The sequence below is a fragment of the Streptomyces sp. NPDC048566 genome, assembly GCF_043199735.1.
Taxonomy (GTDB): Bacteria; Actinomycetota; Actinomycetes; order Streptomycetales; family Streptomycetaceae; genus Streptomyces.
The window spans coordinates 121360-139220 of record NZ_JBICWL010000018.1 but is presented as its reverse complement, the minus strand read 5'-3'; the positions used below and the strand labels follow the sequence as shown (position 1 = coordinate 139220).

The window sequence follows — 17861 nt, the reverse complement described above, 5'->3', positions numbered from 1 at the left end:
CGCTCCCGCACCCCCGCAAGATCATCGCGTTCAACGGCCACGGTCCTCGCAACTCCCACAGATCGCGGGTGTTGCGAGGACCGTTAGAACCCAAGACCCAAGCATCGGTTCCGGGGCCCTGCCGCGTGGTCGACGGGTCAGACCTCGTACGAAGCCCCCGGCGTCGCCAGTTCCACCGGGCCCGGGTACGCCGCCCCCGCGTCGCGGAGGTTGATGCGGGGGTTGGTCCACGGGGGGATGTGGGTGAGGACGAGGCGGCGGGCGCCGGCCCGGGTGGCGGACTCGCCGGCCTGGCGGCCGTTGAGGTGGAGGTCGGGGATGTCCTCCTTGCCGTGGGTGAACGCCGCCTCGCACAGGAACAGGTCCGTGTCCCGGGCGAGTTCGTCCAGCACCTCGGTCGGCCCGGTGTCCCCGGAGTACGTCAGCGAGCGCCCGTCGTGCTCCAGCCGGATGCCGTACGCCTCGACGGGGTGCCGCACCCGCTCGGTGTGCACGGTGAACGGGCCGAGTTCGAAGGTGCCCGGCTTGACGGTGTGGAAGTCGAAGACCTCGCTCATCGAGGAGGCCGACGGCGTGTCGGCGTAGGCCGTGGTCAGCCGCTGTTCGGTGCCCTCGGGTCCGAAGACGGGGATCGGGGCGCAGCGGCCGCCGTCGTGCCGGTAGTAGCGCGCGACGAAGTAGGCGCACATGTCGATGCAGTGGTCGGCGTGCAGGTGGCTGAGGAAGATCGCGTCGAGGTCGTAGAGACCGCAGTGGCGCTGCAGCTCGCCCAGGGCGCCGTTGCCCATGTCGAGGAGCAGCCGGAAGCCGTCGGCCTCTACGAGGTAGCTCGAGCAGGCCGAATCCACGGACGGGAACGACCCCGAGCAGCCGACGACGGTGAGCTTCATAGGAGCTGGAACCTCCGCGCTGGCAGGACGTGCAGAGAGTAGGTGCGGTGTGCAGGTACTCGGTGCGGGTACGAAAACGGGAGTCGTGCGGTTCGTCGAGCCTACGGCGCACGCGGGCCGGTCGCTCCTTCGCCAGGGGCGGTTGTGGGCGAACTCACCTGTGGTGTCACCGGTTCGGATGGACCTTGGGCGGACGGGGGTCCGTGACGGGCGTCCGCGGGCGGCGACGCGCCGGTACCTTCTTCCTCATGGACACGTCCTGGTGGCTCGCGTTGGCCGCGGTGGTGCTGCTCGCGCTGGTCGCGGCGGTGGTGGACGGCTGGGGGCGCCGCGGGCGCCGTCCGGCCGGGCGGACGCGGCCGCCGGGACGGCGGCCCTCGGGTCCCCGGCGGGGCGGCGGCCGGTCGCGTGACGCAGGGCTGCCCCGGCCGTCGGAGATCTGGTGGGCGAACGTCCCCTACGAGGACGGCCCGGGGGCGAAGGACCGGCCGTGCCTGGTGATCTCCGTGCGGGGCAGGCGGGCGACCGTGGCGAAGATCACCAGCAAGTTCCACGACGAGCGGCCCGGCGTGATTCCGCTGCCGCCCGGCGCCGTCGGGGACGCGCAGGGCCGGCCGAGCTATCTGGAGACGGACGAGCTGCGGGAGGTCCCGGTGGGTGACTTCCGGCGGCGGGTCGGGGTGGTCGACCCGGCGCTGTGGGACCAGGTGCGCGACCTGGCGGGCTGAGGCGCCCGCGGGACGGGCCGGCCCTCCGCCGAGCCGGGTGTTCGGTACTCCCCCACCGCCTCCGATCGGGCGGGCGCTTCCCCTGCCGCGCGCGAGCCGCCCGTTGCCCTGCTCGCCTCCCGCTGCGCGCGAGGCCGAGCGTGCTGGACGTGACGCGACGCCGGGTGGAGGGCGGGGTCCGGGGAGGGGCGGCGCGGGGCGCGGCGACCTGTGTCCGGTCGCCGCGCCCCGCGTCGTCGTCCGTCGCCCCTGAGGGGAGCGGTGAGGAAGGGCCGCGACGCCCGCTTTCCCGCCCTCGGGGGCGGCCGTGCGGGGGCGCCGCGGTGAGCTCTACGCCCAGAGCTGGCCGTGCAGGGTCTCGATCGCGTCCTCCGTCGTCGCCGCCGTGTAGACGCCCGTCGACAGGTACTTCCAGCCGCCGTCGGCGACCACGAAGACGACGTCGGCGGACTCGCCGGCCTTGAGGGCCTTGTTCCCGACGCCGATCGCGGCGTGCAGGGCGGCGCCGGTGGAGACGCCCGCGAAGATGCCCTCCTGCTGGAGGAGCTCCCGGGTGCGGGTGACCGCGTCGGCCGAGCCGACGGAGAAGCGGGTGGTGAGGACGCCGGCGTCGTACAGCTCCGGCACGAAGCCCTCGTCCAGGTTGCGCAGGCCGTAGACGAGGTCGTCGTAGCGCGGCTCGGCGGCGACGATCTTCACGTCCGGCTTGTGCTCGCGCAGGTAGCGGCCGACGCCCATGAGGGTGCCGGTGGTGCCGAGTCCGGCCACGAAGTGGGTGACGGACGGGAGGTCGGCGAGGATCTCGGGGCCGGTGGAGGCGTAGTGGGCGCCTGCGTTGTCCGGGTTTCCGTACTGGTAGAGCATCACCCAGTCGGGGTGCTGCTCCGCCAGTTCCTTGGCGACCCGTACGGCGGTGTTGGAACCGCCCGCGGCCGGGCTGGGGATGATCTCGGCGCCCCACATGCCGAGCAGTTCCCGGCGTTCCTGCGAGGTGTTCTCCGGCATCACGCAGACCATGCGGTAGCCCTTGAGCTTGGCCGCCATGGCGAGCGAGATGCCGGTGTTGCCGCTGGTCGGCTCCAGGATCGTGCAGCCCGGGGTCAGGCGGCCGTCCTTCTCCGCCTGCTCGATCATGTGGAGGGCGGGCCGGTCCTTGATCGAACCGGTCGGGTTCCGGTCCTCCAGCTTGGCCCAGATCCGGACGTCGTCGGAGGGGGACAGCCGCGGCAGACGCACCAGGGGGGTGTTGCCCACCGCGGCGAGCGGGGAGTCGTAGCGCATCGGTGACCAGCGGCCGATCAGGCCATGCCGCCGGCGACGGCCGGCAGGATGGTGACGTTGTCGCCGTCGGTCAGCTTGGTGTTGATGCCGTCGAGGAAGCGGACGTCCTCGTCGTTGAGGTAGACGTTGACGAAGCGGCGCAGTTCGTCGCCGTCCACGATCCGGGCGCGGATGCCCGCGTGGCGGGCGTCGAGGTCGGTGAACAGTTCGGCAAGGGTCGCCCCGCCGCCCTCGACGGCCTTCTCGCCGTTGGTGTAGGTGCGGAGGATGGTGGGGATGCGGACCTCGATGGCCATGTCTGCGGGCTCCTGTCGGAAGGAAAGTCAGGTCGGAAGACGCGCGGCGGCGCGGATGGTGCTGGTGCTGTGCTTGCGGCGCCGCGGCTCTCGGCCGTACGGCGGCGGCAGGTCAGCGCGTACAGATGGCGCTCTGCAGCCTGCACAGGTCGACGTGCAGCCGCGCCACGAGCAGGGCGCCCGGCGTCTTGTCGCTCACGTCGTGGAAAACCATGGGCTCATCGTATCGATTCCCGGTGGGGGCCCAGGAGTGTGATATCGCATCCTGGACGTTTCCCGACCGATGGACGAGATCGGGGCGGGGTCAGGGTGCTTCGACGACCCTGACCTCCTCCTCCGTGACCTCGCCGTCGACGATCCGGTAGGAGCGGAACTGGAAGGGGCCGGCGGCGTCGGTGTCGGCCGTGGAGACCAGCACGTAGTGGGCGCCGGGCTCGTTGGCGTAGGTGATGTCGGTGCGGGAGGGGTAGGCCTCGGTCGCGGTGTGCGAGTGGTAGATGACGACGGGCTCCTCGTCGCGGTCGTCCATCTCGCGGTAGAGCTTGAGCAGGTCGCCGGAGTCGAACTCGTAGAACGTGGGCGAGCGGGCCGCGTTGAGCATGGGGACGAACCGCTCGGGGCGGTCGGTGCCCGCGGGTCCGGCGACGACGCCGCACGCCTCGTCGGGGTGGTCCCGGCGCGCGTGCGCGACGATCTGGTCGAACAGGGCCTGGGTGATGGTCAGCATGCCGGCCAGCATAAGCAGAGAGGCCGCTCCGTACCGAGGAGTGGTACGGAGCGGCCCACATGGTGAACCGGGCGGAGGCTCGCGGTCGCGGCCGAGGTGGTGCGACCGACTCTGCTCGCTTGCCGGTTTCCGCAGGTCAGCCGACCTTTTCGAGCTCCGCTTCGCGGCGCTGGGCGATCTGCGGGTTGCGGGACTTCAGGATCGCCCAGCCGACGGCGAGGGCGGCGGCCCAGACGGCCATCACGTAGAGGCAGATGCGGGAGTCGGCGTCGTAGGCGATGAGGCCGGTGACGAACAGCAGGAAGGCGACCGCGACGTAGCTGCAGCGGGCGCCGCCCGGGGCCGGGAAGGACGAGGCCGGCAGGCGGCCCGCGTCGACGGCGCGGCGGTAGAGGATGTGGCTGACCAGGATCATCAGCCAGGTCCAGATGCCGGCCGCGGTGGCCACCGAGGTGACGTAGCCGAAGGCCTTCTCGGGGACGACGTAGTTGAGGATCACGCCGATGCCCATGAAGAGCACGGAGACCGTGATGCCGAAGGCGGGCGTCTTGGTGGAGGACAGCCGGTTGAAGATCCTCGGGGCCTCGCCGCTGTCGGCCAGGGTGCGCAGCATGCGGCCGGTGGAGTACATGCCCGAGTTGCAGGAGGACAGGGCCGCGGTGAGGACGACGAAGTTGACGATGCCGGCGCCGGCCGGGATGCCGATCTTGGCGAACGCCGCGACGAAGGGGCTGACGCCCGGAGAGAACTCCGTCCACTTCACGACGCAGAGGATCACCGTGAGGGCGCCGACGTAGAAGAGGGCGATCCGCCACGGGAGGGTGTTGATGGCCTTGGGGAGGGTCTTCTCGGGGTTCTCGGACTCGCCCGCGGTGACGCCGACGAGTTCGACGGCGAGGTAGGCGAACATGACGCCCTGGAGGGTCATCAGGGACGAGCCGATGCCCTTGGGGAAGAAGCCGTCGAACTGCCAGAGGTTGGCGACCGAGGCGGTGTCGCCGGCGGAGCTGAAGCCGAAGGTGAGGACGCCCAGGCCGATCACGATCATGCCGATCAGGGCGGTGACCTTGACCATCGAGAACCAGAACTCGATCTCGCCGAAGAGCTTCACGGAGATGAGGTTGGCGACGAACAGGACGACCAGGAAGACCAGGGCCGTCACCCACTGCGGGACGGCGGGGAACCAGTAGTGGACGTAGATGGCGGCGGCCGTGAGTTCGGCCATGCCGGTGACCACCCACATCAGCCAGTAGGTCCAGCCGGTGAAGTAGCCGAAGAACGGGCCGAGGAACTCACGGGAGTACTCCGCGAAGGAGCCCGAGACAGGGCGGTAGAGCAGGAGCTCTCCGAGCGCCCGCATGATGAAGAAGATGATCACGCCGGCGAGGGCGTACATCATGATCAGGCTGGGGCCGGCCTTGGCGATGTTCGCCCCGGCTCCCAGGAAGAGGCCGACGCCGATCGCGCCGCCGATCGCGATCATCTGGACCTGGCGGCTGCCGAGCCCGCGCTCGTACCCCTCTTCGGGGGCGTCGCCGCCCACGGCCTCACTGCCGTCGTGCTGCTTGGCGACCTGCGATGAGGTCATGTGTGGTGCGCCTTTCTCCATACCGGTCCGAGCCAGTGCGCTGGCTTCGGATCGGTTTCCGATCCCCCCGGATGGTGGAGCTGTGCCTGGCCGGCGGTCCGCCGGCTCGGTGGCGCACCCGGCGGGACGTGGGTGGTGTCCCGTCGGGCGGTCGTGAAGATCTATCACGGCCCCCGCACCGGGCGACCGGGTCGCGTGTTGCGCAGACCACAGCGAGAACCGGACAAAACGTCGAACCGCGCCCCATAGGGCGCGGTCGCGGTGACGTGATCGTTATCCGGATTTGAGCGTCCGTTGAGCGAACACCAGAGGGTTTATGTCCGGACAGGTCCGGTCGTAACGGTCCAGGAGGCGCGGACCGGCGCGGAGGCGCGGCGCGGCCCTCGGGGCCACCGGCAGCGCTGGGCACCCCGCCCTTCGACCTTCCGCCCTCCAGGGCTTCCGGTCCCCGGGGCTTCGGGCCTCCAAGGCTTCGGGCCCGGGTCGCTCAGGGCATCAGGGTTTCGACGAGGGTCTCCTGGAGGCCGCCGAGCCAGAGGTAGGCCATGACCATCGGCTTGCGCGGGTCCTCGTCCGGGAGCCGGTAGAGGAGGTCGGTGTCCTCCTCGTCGGTGACGCCGAGCCGGGAGCCGATCGCGAGCCGCAGGTCGTTCAGCGCGCGCAGCCACTGCTCCGATTCCGCGGCGTCCAGGGCGAGGACGGCCGCCCCGTCGCCGGGGGTCAGCGCGTCCAGCGAGCGGATCACGGCGAGGGCGTTGTCCCGCTTGCCCGCGCGCAGGTCGTTCTCGGTGAAGCGGCGGAACTCCGCGGAGTGGGCGCGCTGCTCCTCGGCCTGCTCGGCGGAGGCCGCCTCGGTCTCGGGGCCGCCGTAGGCGTCCGGGAAGAGGCGCTTGAGCACCGGGTCGGCGGGCGGTTCGCTCGGGCCCTCGGCGAACAGTTCGGCGAGCGGGTCGTCGGGGGCGTTCTCCGCGGGGCCGGGGCCGATGAGCTCCAGGAGCTGCACGGCGAGGGAGCGGATGATGGAGATCTCGACGTCGTCGAGGGCGACGGCCGCGCCGCCGTCGGGGAGCGGTTCGAAGTGTCCAGGCATGGAGTGGGTTCGCTGCTTCCGGTCCTGCGGGCGGGCGGTGGACGGTCCGGCTACTTCCGGTCCTGCTGAAGGGTGGCCCACAGACCGTAGCCGTGCATGGCCTGCACGTCGCGCTCCATCTCCTCGCGCGAGCCGCTGGAGACGACCGCCCTGCCCTTGTGGTGGACGTCCATCATCAGCTTGGTGGCCTTGTCCTTGGAGTAGCCGAAGTACGTCTGGAAGACATACGTCACATAGCTCATGAGGTTGACCGGGTCGTTGTGCACGATCGTGACCCAGGGGACGTCCGGCTCGGGTACGGCGAAGACCTCCTCCGCCGACTCGGTCTTCTCGATCTCTAGAGGTGCGGGAGCGGTCACACCGCCCATGCTGCCACCAGAGGGGGGCACCCGCACAAACGAGCCCGCGAAAAGGGGTCCGCGGGGCCGTGCGCCGGCGCCGCGGAAACAGAAATCGTCACAGTGACGAAATGGGGGTACGATCCCAGCCATGAACACAGCGGACCCTGGGTTCCAGGAAGAGGACGGGCACGGCGCACTCCCCCGGACGGGTGGCGGCGGGCGGCGGGTGGGCGTCCCCTCGACGGCACTCTTCACCGACCAGTACGAGCTGACGATGGTGCAGGCCGCCCTGGCGGCCGGGACCGCCGAGCGGCGCTCCGTCTTCGAGGTCTTCACCCGCCGGCTGCCCGAGGGGCGGCGCTACGGGGTGGTCGCGGGCACCGGGCGCGTCCTCGACGCCGTGGAGAACTTCCGGTTCGACGACGACGTCCTCGCCTTCCTGGACGAGCGCGGGATCGTCGACCGGCCGACCCTGGAGTGGCTGTCCACGTACCGTTTCGGCGGGGACGTGTGGGGCTACCCCGAGGGCGAGGTGTACTTCCCCGGGTCGCCGATCCTGCGCGTCGAGGGCGGCTTCGCGGAGTGCGTGCTCCTGGAGACGGTGATCCTGTCGATCCTCAACCACGACTCGGCGATCGCCGCCGCCGCCTCCCGGATGGCCTCCGCCGCCGGCGAGCGGCCGCTGATCGAGATGGGCGCACGCCGCACCCACGAGCTGGCGGCGGTCGCCGCCTCCCGCGCCGCGTACGTCGGCGGCTTCACCACCACGTCCGACCTGGCGGCCGGGTTCCGGTACGGCATCCCGACGGTGGGCACCTCGGCGCACGCCTTCACGCTGCTGCACGACACCGAGCGCGACGCCTTCCGGGCCCAGGTGGAATCGCTCGGCCGGGGCACCACCCTGCTGGTGGACACCTACGACGTCGCCGAGGCGGTCCGGACGGCCGTCGAGGTCGCCGGCACCGAGCTGGGCGCGGTCCGCATCGACTCCGGAGACCTGCTGCTGGTCGCCCACCGGGTGCGCGAGCAGCTGGACGAGCTGGGCGCGCGGGACACGAAGATCGTCGTGACCTCGGACCTGGACGAGTACGCGATCGCCTCGCTCGCCGCGGCGCCGGTGGACGCCTACGGCGTCGGCACCCAGCTGGTGACGGGTTCCGGCCACCCGACCTGCTCGATGGTCTACAAGCTGGTCGCCCGCGCCGAGTCGGCCGATCCGGAGGCACCGCTGGTGCCGGTGGCGAAGAAGTCCTCGGGCGGCAAGACGTCCGTCGGCGGGCGCAAGTGGGCCGCGCGGCGGCTGGACGAGCACGGGGTCACCGAGGCCGAGGTCGTCGGCACCGGGCCGGTCCCCGCCGACCTGGCCGACCGGCAGCTGCTGGTGGAGCTGGTCAAGGGCGGCCGGGTCCTGGCGCACGAGCCCCTCGACGTGGTGCGCGACCGGCACGCGGCGGCCCGCGCCCGGCTGCCGCTGTCGGCGACCCAGCTCTCGCGGGGCGAGCCGGTCCTGCCCACCGAGTACGTCTGAGGCCCCGGGGGGTCCGGTGCGGCGCGCGGGGCGGGGCGCATGAACCTCCGGCGAGCGGGCATGCAACGGCCAGCGCGCCCGCCCGGGCGCGCGGACGGTGCACCGCATCCCCGCCGGCCCGGGAATCCTGCCGGACAGCCTCTCCCGCACCGCCCTCCCAGTCTCTACGCTCGGAAGTTCAACGCCCGGGCCCGCACACCCCGGTTCACCGACGCCGACCCCCATAGCCGAAGGACACCGCCCATGCGCCGCGCCTTGATCGTCGTAGACGTGCAGAACGACTTCTGCGAGGGAGGCAGCCTCGCGGTGGCCGGCGGTGCCGACGTGGCCGCCGCCATCACGGAGCTGATCGGCCAGGCCACCGCCGGATACCGGCACGTGGTGGCCACCCGGGACGCGCACATCGCCCCCGGCGGGCACTTCGCCGACAATCCCGACTACGTGCACTCCTGGCCCGCGCACTGCGTCGCGGGCACCGAGGGCGTCGGGTTCCACCCGAACTTCGCCCCGGCGGTCGCCTCCGGCGCGATCGACGCCGTCTTCGACAAGGGCGCCTACGCCGCCGCCTACAGCGGCTTCGAGGGCGCCGACGAGAACGGCACCGCACTGGCCGACTGGCTGCGCGCCCACGGGATCGGCGAGGTCGACGTGGTCGGCATCGCGACCGACCACTGCGTGCGGGCGACGGCCCTGGACGCGGTCCGCGAGGGGTTCCGCACGACCGTGCTGCTCGACCTGACGGCCGGGGTGGCCAAGGAGACGACGGACCGCGCGCTGGAGGAGCTGCGCGCCGCGGGCGTCGAGCTCACCGGCAAGCCGGTGGTCTGATCGGCCGGCCGGACGGCACACGCCCCGCGGCCCCCGCCGGCACCGGGACGGCCCCGGCCCACGACGGCGCCGCGCCGGCGCGCCCGGCCCGGGCGACCGGGGCCGGGAGCGGGCCACCCGGGGTGGCGCCTGGTGACGGCGCGTGGCGGGGACCGGTCACGGCTGTGCCGCCGGGCGTCTGAGCAGCGCCCTGATCGGATGCCACAGCTCCTGGGCCGGCTCGTGCGGGGCCGTGTCCGGTGCCGTGCGCCATATCAGCCCGTCCGGATGGTGCAGGACCGCGGTGATCTCGTCGGGGGTGGGCGGAGCGGCGTTGCCCCGCAGGTAGACGGCGCGCAGACCCAGGTTCCGCAGCCGCGTCAGGGCGCGGGCCCGGTTCTGGGCGACGACGAGGAACCGGACACAGCCGTTGCCGGAACCTGCCGGACTGGGCAGGTTCAACGCCACCACGACGCTGCCGTTCGGCAGCTTGCAGAAGCCTCCTGCGGCCATGCGGTCACACCCCCGTGCGATTCGATGTCAATAAGCCAGGCACAGGACGCACCTAAACACGATCGGCGGCAACCCGCCAGGGGGCTGCCGCCGATACGCTTGTGACCTGCGATGATGCGGGTTACTTCACCGCGGGGCCCACCTTGAGCAGCATCGTGGAGCCGTCCTTGGCCTCCTTGACGATCTGGATCTTGGTGTTGGTGTCAGTGATCTTGACACCGCCGGTGGGGTTCCGGTTGTCGTAGTAGTCGCTGGTGTGGTCGTTGAAGACCGAGACGCCCTTCGACGACCGGATCTTCGTCTTCACGTCCGCGTTGTGCAGCGTGATGCCATCCGTGCGGTACCGGCTGAAGGTCGAGTCGTACGCCTGGATGCGGTTGCGCATCAGGGTGCCGTTGTCCCACCACAGCGCCTTCGGGTGGGCGTCGACCGGGAGGGCGAGGCCGACACCGGGGTGCTGGCTGGTGTTGTTGTCCGCCTGCGAGGTGTCCCACTTCCAGATCAACAGGCCGTTCTGGTACGGGTAGTGCTCCACCCAGTCCGGACGGGTCGTCGAGAAGCCGAAGTTGTACGGGCCGACCTTGAGGGTCTTGTCGTACGAGACGTACTGGCGGTTCTCCGCGAGGTAGTACTGCGCGTAGTCCTTCGTGAAGGACGCGCCGATGCGGGAGAAGCCCTTGGCCGTCCACGCGGCGTCCGCCGTCTCGGCGTTGTCCGAGAAGAGGGCCGAACCGTCCGCGGTCACCGTGATCTCGTCGGCCGCGAAGCCCTTCTGGGCCACGCCGCCGTCGGTCTGGTAGCGGAAGCGCAGGTCGATCTTCTTGCCGGCGTAGGCGTCGAGCGGGTACGACAGCTTGGCGTAGGCGTCGATCGTGCCGGTGAGGGCGGGCTTGTCGCTGCCGTCACGCGGGATCGCGGCGCCGTCCACGGTGCCGTCCAGAGCGGTCCAGTTGGAGCCGCCGTCGGTCGAGACCTCGGTGTAGAGGTAGTCGTAGTTCGCCTCGATGTCGTACCAGCCGTCGAGGTCCAGCTTCGCCGACGACTTGCCCGTGAGGTCCACCGAACGGGTCAGCGTGTTCTTCAGGTCGTCGCCGCTGCCGCTCCACCACTGGGTCGTGCCCTGCGCGGGCTCGACGACGGTGGTCGTCACCTTCTTGTTCGGCAGGGAGACGACGAGCGCCTGCTTGTTCCAGGTGTTGTACTCGGCGATGCCCAGCTTGTGGGTGGACTGCTTGCCGGCCTTGGCGGTGTCGTAGTTCAGCCAGCCGAGCTGCATCTTGTCCCAGGCGTTGAAGTCGCCCGGCAGGTCGCCGATGGAGTCCTTGCCCGTGCCGAGCCAGGAGCCCGAGGACATCAGGGTCCAGAAACCGGTGGAGTTGTCGCCGCCGGCGGTGTCGTAGTGGTCCGGCAGACCGAGGTCGTGGCCGTACTCGTGGGCGAAGACGCCGAGTCCGCCGTTCTCCGGCTGGATGGTGTAGTCGCCGACCCAGATGCCGGAGTCGCCGATCTGCGCGCCGCCGAGCTTGTTGTCGCTCGGGCCCGTGGCGCCCGCGTCGGTGCCGAAGGCGTACCAGCGGTGGGCCCAGATCGCGTCGGTGCCCTCGACGCCGCCGCCGGCGGACTCGTCCTCACCGGCGTGGACGATCTGGAAGTGGTCGATGTAGCCGTCCGGCTCGTTGAAGTTGCCGTCGCCGTCGTAGTCGTACCGGTCCCACTGGTCGAACTGCTTGAGTTCCTTCTTGATGGCCGCGTCGGACTTGCCGGCCTTCTTCTGCTGGGCGACCCAGGCGGTGACGCCGTCGCTGACGACGTTCCACACGCTCGGGCAGTTGGTGGAGCCGCAGGCGTTGTTGCCGTAACGGGCCTCGTTGTAGGGCACCTTCACCCAGTCGGCGACCTCGCCGTCCACCGAGTAGCGGCCCGAGGACTGCTTCTCGTAGAACTTCTTCATCGACTCGGTCTTCTTGCCGGTGCCGAAGTAGAGGTCCTGGAAGTGCTTCTGGTTGTAGTCCGCCTGCCAGGCCGTGCTGTTGTCCTTCTTGCGGTTCGGCTTGGCGATGGTGTTGTGCAGCGGACCGGCGGTACCGCCGTACTTCGGGTCGGTCTTGTCGCCGAACTCGACCAGGATGGTGAAGATCTTGTCGGTCTTCTCCCGGCCCAGCTCGACGTACTTGCTGGAGCCCTTCTTGCTCTTCAGCTGGACGACCTTGGAACCGTTGCGGTTCTTCACCGAGGCGTCGCCGGATATGACCTGGTTCAGCGCCTCCTGGCGCTGGGCGTTCTGGGTCTTGCTCAGCGGGCCGTCGAGGTCGTGATCGACCGTGTTCTTGACCGGCTGCGGGTCGTGGCGGTCCACGACCGGTGACGCGGCGGCCGAGTCGGCCTGCGCCACGGCGTACGTCGAGAACGTGGCGGTGGCCGCCGCGAGGGCCACGCCCACCGCTGCTGCTCTGAACGTCCATGGTCTGATGGTCACTTGATGTCCTCCCCCGCGTCCGTTCACGCGGAGGGGGTTCCGGGTCATGGAGGTCCGCGCGCGCAACGCGATTCAAGTGACGTCATTTGACCGGAGTTACCAAAGAAAAAACAGATCTTGACTTGAACCTGGCAAGTGCATTATGCGGAGCGGTCGTTCGCTATCCGGACGAGCCCGCGGACCCGCAACCGGCGCGCCGAGATGTCCACTTGGTGGACGTGATGACTCCGTGCGCCCCCTGTGCACCGGCACCGTGGGTAAGGTCACGCTTACCGGTCGTTCCGGTCGGGCATGCAGGCCAAGAGAGTCGGCCGGCGGAGCGCCGGACCTCGGCGAGATGCCAGGTCGACACCGTTGTCCGCCCTCGATTCCTGTCCGCACCCTCCCCCGTCGCGAGAGGCACCCAGGGGGGAGATCCCCATCCGAGGACACGATTGCCATGCCTCGTCCGACCGCCGCACAGCTCGCCTACGGATCCTGCACCGTGATCTGTTCCACACTCGCCATGTTGCTGCTGTCACAGGCCAGTTCGATCCTCGGGATCGTCCTGATCGCCGTCTCGGCCCTCGCGCTCGGACTGCTCGTCGCGATGACCGTGCCCCTGCCGAAGCCGGCACCGTCCGCCGCACCCGCCGCGCACGAGCGCGAGACGCGGCGCGAGACCGCGTCCGCCTCCCCCACCGCGTCCGGGCGGCCGGTGCGCGAACACGCGAGGCGCTGACGCCTTCCGCGGACGCCCGCGAGGCGTCGGTCCTCGAACGTGAGCGGCGGACCCGTGCCGTACGGGTCCGCCGCTCACGTTCGAGGACCGGCCGCCGCCGGTGGCCGCCTCAGGTGGTGCGGACCACCACCGTCTTGGCCGCCTTGTCGTGCAGGCCCTGCTTGTAGGGCTTGTCGAAGAAGCTCCAGCCGCCCGCGATCGCCGTCCAGATGCAGGCGCAGCAGAAGGCGAACGGCAGCCACAGGACCAGGGCGCGGACCAGCGAGGTCTGCACGGTGGGCGTCGCGCCGTTGTCGAGGTTGGCGACCCGGTGGTTGAACAGTTTCTTGCCGACGGTCTGTCCCGTCCGGCTGATCATCACGGTGTCGTAGGCGACGTACAGCACGGCGGCCACCAGGGACTGGCCGAAGGACTTTCCGTACTCGATCTTGTCCGAGTCGACGTTGTACTCGGTGACGCCGAAGGCCCAGGACAGCAGCCACACCACGATGCCGACCAGGATCATGTCGATGATCCTGGCGAGCACGCGCTTGCCGCTCTCGGCGAGGGGCGGCATCCCGGCGAGCGGATCGCCGCCGTAGGGGCCGCCACCGCCGTAGGGGTCCCCCGTTCCGCCGCCGTAGGGGTTGCCTGGGGGCTGCCGGCCGTCGTACGGGCCGCCGCCGTAGGGACCGCCACCGGGAGGCTGCTGACCGCCGTACGGGGGCTGCGGGCCCCCGGGGGGCGGCGGTGGCCCGCCACCGGGCGGCGGCTCGCCGCCCGGTGGCGGGTCGTACGGGGAACCCCCGCCCTGCCCGGGCGGGGGCTGCTTGGTGAACGGGTCGTCGTCCGATGGCCGGCCGGGGCCCGGGGGCGGCGGTTCGCTGCTCATGGCACGAGTCGACCTCGAACCCCCGGTCTCCGCATCCGGCGAGGGGCCGTCCGGGGGACGGCTCCCCCGGACGGCGGGAGCCGCGCCCCGCGGGTCAGGGCTGCGCGACGAACGTGTGGGCCGCCTTGTCGTGCCAGCACTGGCGCCAGGGCCGGTCGAACAGCCCCCACAGCACGCCGACGACTCCGACGACCAGCAGGCCGGGCACGCTGAGGACCAGCCAGCGGCCCAGAGCCCGCCCGAAGGTGGGCGGTTCGTGCGCCTCGATGTCGCGCACCTCCACACCGCACAGCTTCTTGCCCAGGGTGCGGCCCCAGCGTGCCGTCGGCAGGGCCTCGTAGAGGACGCCGAAGCCGAGGAGGACGGCGAGGACGCCGCCGAGGCAGACGGAGGTCGTGCCGTCCAGGAGCCAGACGGTGACCTGTTCGCCGGACAGCTTCGCCGCGTCGATCTTCCGGTCGATGTGGTCGACGGCCCGGGTGCCGAGCGGCACGGCCGCCGCCGCGGTCACGGCGGCGACGACGACCGTGTCGACCAGGCGGGCCGCCAGCCGCCGGCCCAGGCCCGCCGGACGGGCCGCCGCCTGCCGGCGCGCCGCCGCCTGGAACACGTCCTCCACCGGGGGCTTCCACGGCGCGACCGGGGCCCCCTCCTCCGCCGGGTCGTCTCCCGCGAGCCGGTGCACCTGCTGGGCCCAGGACGGCTGGCCGCCACCGGACCCGGACGCCATCGGTGTGACGGGGCCCGGCTGCTGCGGCACGGCGGCGGGAGCGGGAGCGGCCTGGGCCGCGGGCGCCGGGGCCGAGGCGGCGGGCGCCGGTGCCTGGGCCGCGGGCGCCGGGGCCGGGGCCACCGCGGCGGGCGCCGGGGCCTGCGCCGCGGCGGCCTGTGCGGCCTGGCCGGCGCCGAAGCCGCTCCCGGCCGCCGAACCGGCCGGGACGCCCGGGGCGGAGCCGGCCGGCGCGACGGGCGCCGTCCCCGGTGCCCGCACGGCGCTCGCGCCGCCGTCGCCGCCCGGCCGCTCGGTCCGCGGCGAGCGGGCGCGGATGGCCATCGTGCCCTCGGAGCGCTCGGGAGCCCGCGGACCAGGGGTTCCGGAGGGGTGGCCCCCCTGGGGCGGCGGGCCGGCTTCCGCGCCGGGAGCCGCGGCGGGCGGGTTCTCCGCGGGCGGCACCGGTTCGGCGGGCCGGCGGAAGTCCACCGGGCCACCGGTCGCCGGAGCGGCGGCGGGCGGGGCCGCCGCCGTGCCGTCCGCGCGGGCCGCTGCACCGTCGGGCCGGGCGGCGGCCGGGTCCGCCGCCCGCGGGTCGGCGCCCTGCGGCGCGCCCCACGACACCCGCCGGTCCCGGCCGGCGCCGAAACCGGACTGCCGCGAGCGGTCGGCGCCCCACGCGGCGGCCGGCTCGGGGCGGTTGCCGTGCTGGGCCTCGGCGGGCGTCGTCACGCGCGGCTCGGGGTCCTCGTCGAAGAAATGCGGGCCCGTCTCCTCCGCCGGTGCCGGGGCCGGCGCCGGTACGGGGGCGGGGCGCACCCCGGCGGGGGCGACGAGCGGTTCGCCGGCGGCCGGTGCGGGGCGGCTGGTGCCCGGCACCCAGGCGGCTCCGTTCCAGTACCGGACGTATCCAGGGATGGACGGGTCCGGGTAGTACCCCTCGCGGGGCCTGTCGTCACCGGGTGCCGGGGTTGGGGCGCTCATGTCCGCGTCGTCCCGTATCTGCTCGGGGGCCGTGTTGGGGGTCCACATCTACCAGAACGGCGGGCCCGTCACGGCCCGTCCCGCCGTACCCACCCCTTTCGGGCAACGATCCGCCACCTTCCGCCGCCGGAGTCGCGAAGCTGTGCGGCGGGTGTCCGGGGCGCGGCGACCGGCGCGGCGAAAAAAACTTCTCCGGACCCGCGTAATGGTCCGGCCCGGCCGCGCTCTCCCCCGGTACGGGACCGTCCAGGGCCCCGTGCGCGACGAAGGAGAGGACCTCGACATGCACACCGTGGTGGAACGCGAACTGGAACTCAGGCTCGTCCTGTCGCCCGAGCGCAGCATCGCCGTGCCGGCCCGGCTGAGCTACCGCAGCGACGACCCGTACGCCGTCCACGTCACCTTCCACGTCGGCTCCGGCCATCCCGTGGACTGGACGTTCGCCCGCGAACTGCTCGTCGAGGGCGTGTTCCGGCCCTGCGGCCACGGGGACGTGCGGGTGTGGCCGACGAAGGTCGCCGGCCGTCCGGTCGTCCTCATGGCGCTGAGCTCACCGGACGGCGACGCGCTGCTCGAAGCGCCCGCCGCGCAGGTCTCCGCCTGGCTGGAGCGCACCCTGCGGGCGGTCCCGCCGGGCTCCGAGGCGGGGCAACTCGACCTCGACGCGGGGCTCGCCGAACTGCTCGCCCCCTCCCCGCGGCTCTCGGCCACGCCGGAACAGGGGGGCGGCGCTGCCGCGGCCGACGACCTGTGGCTGAACGACCCGTGGCCCTCGGACGAGTCCGGGGACGGCGCCTAGGGCCGTGACCGGCCTCAGAACACCTTGCCCGGGTTGAGGATGCCCAGCGGGTCGAACGCGGTCTTGATCGCCTGCTGCATCTCGAGGCCCACCGGACCGATCTCGCGGGCCAGCCACTCCTTCTTCAGGACGCCCACGCCGTGCTCGCCGGTGATCGTGCCGCCGAGTTCGAGGCCGAGCGCCATGATCTCGTCGAAGGACGCGCGGGCCCGCCCGGACTCGTCGGGGTCGGACGCGTCGAAGCAGACGGTGGGGTGGGTGTTGCCGTCGCCGGCGTGCGCGCACACGCCGATGGTCAGGGCGTACTTCTCGGCGATGCGCTCGACGCCCTCCAGCATGTCCCCGAGCCGGGAGCGCGGCACGCACACGTCGTCGATCATCGTGGTCCCCTTGACCGCTTCGAGCGCGGTCAGCGACAACCGGCGTGCCTGGAGCAGCAGTTCGGACTCGGCCGCGTCCTCGGCGGGGACCACCTGGGTGGCGCCCGCGGCCTCGCAGAGGGCGCCCACGGCGGCGAGGTCGGCCGCCGGGTCGTGGGTGTCGAACGCGGCCAGCAGGAGCGCCTCCGTGCTCTCGGGCAGCCCCATGTGGGCGAGGTCGTTGACCGCCTTGACGGTCGTACGGTCCATCAGTTCCAGGAGGGAGGGCACGTGGCCGCCCTCCATGATCCGGCAGACGGCGTCGCAGGCGGCCCGCGCCGACCCGAACTCGGCGGCCAGGACGAGCTGAAGCGGGGGCTGCGGGCGCAGCGCCAGGGTCGCCCGCACCACGATGCCGAGCGAGCCCTCGGAGCCGACGAAGAGGCGGGTGAGGTCGTAGCCGGCCACGCCCTTGGCGGTGCGGCGCCCGGTGGACATCAGCCGCCCGTCGGCGAGGACGACGTCGAGCCCGAGCACGTACTCGGCGGTCACCCCGTACTTCACGCAGCACAGGCCGCCCGAGGCCGTGCCGATGTTGCCGCCGATGGTGCAGGTCTCCCAGCTGGAGGGGTCCGGCGGGTAGTACAGGCCGTGTTCGCCCACGGCGCGGGACAGCACCGCGTTGACCACGCCCGGCTCCACGACCGCGATCCGGTCGACCGGATCGATCTCCAGGATGCGGTCCATCTTCACGAGGGAGAGCACCACGCAGCCCTCGGAGGCGTTCGCCGCGCCGGACAGTCCGGTGCGGGCGCCCTGCGGGACGACCGGGACGCGCAGCGCGCTCGCGACGCGCATCACGTGCCGGACCTGCTCCACGGTGCGCGGCAGGACGACCACGGAGGGCGTGCCGGCGGTGCAGAAACTGGCCATGTCGCGGGCGTAGGCGGCCGTGACGTCGGGGTCGGTGAGCACGGCCTCGGCGGGCAGGCCGTCCAGGAGGCGGTCGACGAGGCCGCCGGCCGCTGCGGTGTCCTCGTCGCGCGGGGCTTCGATACGGCTCATGATCACAGGGTCGCACCCGGGGCCATCGGTGTGAACCCCGTCGGCGCGAGGCCGGACGCGCCGGGGCGGGGTCTTGGTGCTGACG

At 72.1% G+C, this 17861-nt stretch carries 18 protein-coding genes; 5 read left to right on the top strand and 13 right to left on the bottom strand.

All coding sequences use genetic code 11. The features are described 5' to 3' along the window. Positions 1–137 precede the first annotated feature (137 nt). Complete coding sequence (locus tag ACGFS9_RS24515; protein WP_393256169.1) at positions 138–890, bottom strand: MBL fold metallo-hydrolase; 753 nt, start codon at positions 888–890, stop codon at positions 138–140. 248 nt (positions 891–1138) lie between these two features. Between ACGFS9_RS24515 and ACGFS9_RS24510 the strand changes: the two genes are divergently transcribed. Further along, positions 1139–1618 (top strand): type II toxin-antitoxin system PemK/MazF family toxin, encoded by a 480-nt coding sequence (locus tag ACGFS9_RS24510; RefSeq protein ID WP_393256167.1) that lies wholly within the window; start codon positions 1139–1141, stop codon positions 1616–1618. 330 nt (positions 1619–1948) lie between these two features. On the opposite strand, the gene ACGFS9_RS24505 is transcribed toward ACGFS9_RS24510, so the two are convergent. The 7 genes from ACGFS9_RS24505 to clpS all read right to left on the bottom strand — a co-directional run bounded on the left by ACGFS9_RS24505 (position 1949) and on the right by clpS (position 6968). Further along, entirely contained in the window at positions 1949–2899 is a 951-nt protein-coding gene (locus ACGFS9_RS24505; RefSeq protein ID WP_393256166.1) for a PLP-dependent cysteine synthase family protein, read from the bottom strand. A gap of 17 nt (positions 2900–2916) precedes the next feature. Further along, positions 2917–3195, bottom strand: a complete 279-nt coding sequence (locus tag ACGFS9_RS24500; protein WP_393256165.1) for a MoaD/ThiS family protein — start codon at positions 3193–3195, stop codon at positions 2917–2919. A gap of 112 nt (positions 3196–3307) precedes the next feature. Continuing rightward, the gene (locus ACGFS9_RS24495; RefSeq protein WP_323178196.1) at positions 3308–3409 is read right to left on the bottom strand and encodes a putative leader peptide; all 102 of its coding nucleotides are present in this window, start codon (positions 3407–3409) and stop codon (positions 3308–3310) included. Positions 3410–3499: 90 nt separating this feature from the next. Beyond that, a complete protein-coding gene (locus ACGFS9_RS24490; protein ID WP_393256164.1) occupies positions 3500–3922 on the bottom strand; it encodes a Mov34/MPN/PAD-1 family protein in 423 nt (140 codons plus the stop codon). A 136-nt stretch (positions 3923–4058) separates the two neighbouring features. Next, the gene (locus ACGFS9_RS24485) at positions 4059–5510 is read right to left on the bottom strand and encodes an amino acid permease (protein ID WP_393256162.1); all 1452 of its coding nucleotides are present in this window, start codon (positions 5508–5510) and stop codon (positions 4059–4061) included. Between the two features lie 487 nt (positions 5511–5997). Then, positions 5998–6600, bottom strand: coding sequence for a DUF2017 domain-containing protein (locus ACGFS9_RS24480; protein WP_393256160.1), 603 nt, complete (start codon positions 6598–6600; stop codon positions 5998–6000). 50 nt (positions 6601–6650) lie between these two features. Then, a complete protein-coding gene (gene clpS / locus ACGFS9_RS24475; RefSeq protein WP_393256158.1) occupies positions 6651–6968 on the bottom strand; it encodes an ATP-dependent Clp protease adapter ClpS in 318 nt (105 codons plus the stop codon). Between the two features lie 247 nt (positions 6969–7215). Here clpS and ACGFS9_RS24470 point away from each other — a divergent pair, with 247 nt between their 5' ends. Beyond that, positions 7216–8469 carry a nicotinate phosphoribosyltransferase gene (locus ACGFS9_RS24470; protein ID WP_393256183.1) on the top strand — a complete coding sequence of 418 codons (1254 nt, stop codon included), beginning with the start codon at positions 7216–7218 and terminating at the stop codon, positions 8467–8469. Between the two features lie 243 nt (positions 8470–8712). Continuing rightward, the gene (locus tag ACGFS9_RS24465) at positions 8713–9297 is read left to right on the top strand and encodes an isochorismatase family protein (RefSeq protein WP_393256156.1); all 585 of its coding nucleotides are present in this window, start codon (positions 8713–8715) and stop codon (positions 9295–9297) included. Positions 9298–9453: 156 nt separating this feature from the next. On the opposite strand, the gene ACGFS9_RS24460 is transcribed toward ACGFS9_RS24465, so the two are convergent. Together ACGFS9_RS24460 and ACGFS9_RS24455 are read right to left on the bottom strand one after the other, a co-directional pair. After that, positions 9454–9789, bottom strand: a complete 336-nt coding sequence (locus ACGFS9_RS24460; protein WP_393256155.1) for a hypothetical protein — start codon at positions 9787–9789, stop codon at positions 9454–9456. A gap of 121 nt (positions 9790–9910) precedes the next feature. Beyond that, the gene (locus ACGFS9_RS24455; RefSeq protein WP_393256153.1) at positions 9911–12265 is read right to left on the bottom strand and encodes an immune inhibitor A domain-containing protein; all 2355 of its coding nucleotides are present in this window, start codon (positions 12263–12265) and stop codon (positions 9911–9913) included. Positions 12266–12704: 439 nt separating this feature from the next. Here ACGFS9_RS24455 and ACGFS9_RS24450 point away from each other — a divergent pair, with 439 nt between their 5' ends. Continuing rightward, complete coding sequence (locus ACGFS9_RS24450; RefSeq protein ID WP_393256151.1) at positions 12705–12986, top strand: hypothetical protein; 282 nt, start codon at positions 12705–12707, stop codon at positions 12984–12986. Between the two features lie 109 nt (positions 12987–13095). Here ACGFS9_RS24450 and ACGFS9_RS24445 read toward each other — a convergent pair whose 3' ends face one another. Together ACGFS9_RS24445 and ACGFS9_RS24440 are read right to left on the bottom strand one after the other, a co-directional pair. Continuing rightward, on the bottom strand, positions 13096–13857 hold the full coding sequence (locus ACGFS9_RS24445; protein WP_393256149.1) for an RDD family protein: 762 nt from the start codon (positions 13855–13857) through the stop codon (positions 13096–13098). 94 nt (positions 13858–13951) lie between these two features. Beyond that, on the bottom strand, positions 13952–15553 hold the full coding sequence (locus ACGFS9_RS24440) for an RDD family protein (protein WP_393256148.1): 1602 nt from the start codon (positions 15551–15553) through the stop codon (positions 13952–13954). A 283-nt stretch (positions 15554–15836) separates the two neighbouring features. On the opposite strand from ACGFS9_RS24440, the gene ACGFS9_RS24435 reads away from it, so the two are divergent. After that, positions 15837–16352, top strand: coding sequence for an SsgA family sporulation/cell division regulator (locus ACGFS9_RS24435; protein ID WP_393256146.1), 516 nt, complete (start codon positions 15837–15839; stop codon positions 16350–16352). A gap of 14 nt (positions 16353–16366) precedes the next feature. Here the strand turns inward: ACGFS9_RS24435 and ACGFS9_RS24430 are convergent, their stop codons facing one another. Beyond that, on the bottom strand, positions 16367–17782 hold the full coding sequence (locus ACGFS9_RS24430; RefSeq protein WP_393256145.1) for an FAD-binding oxidoreductase: 1416 nt from the start codon (positions 17780–17782) through the stop codon (positions 16367–16369). Positions 17783–17861 lie beyond the last annotated feature (79 nt).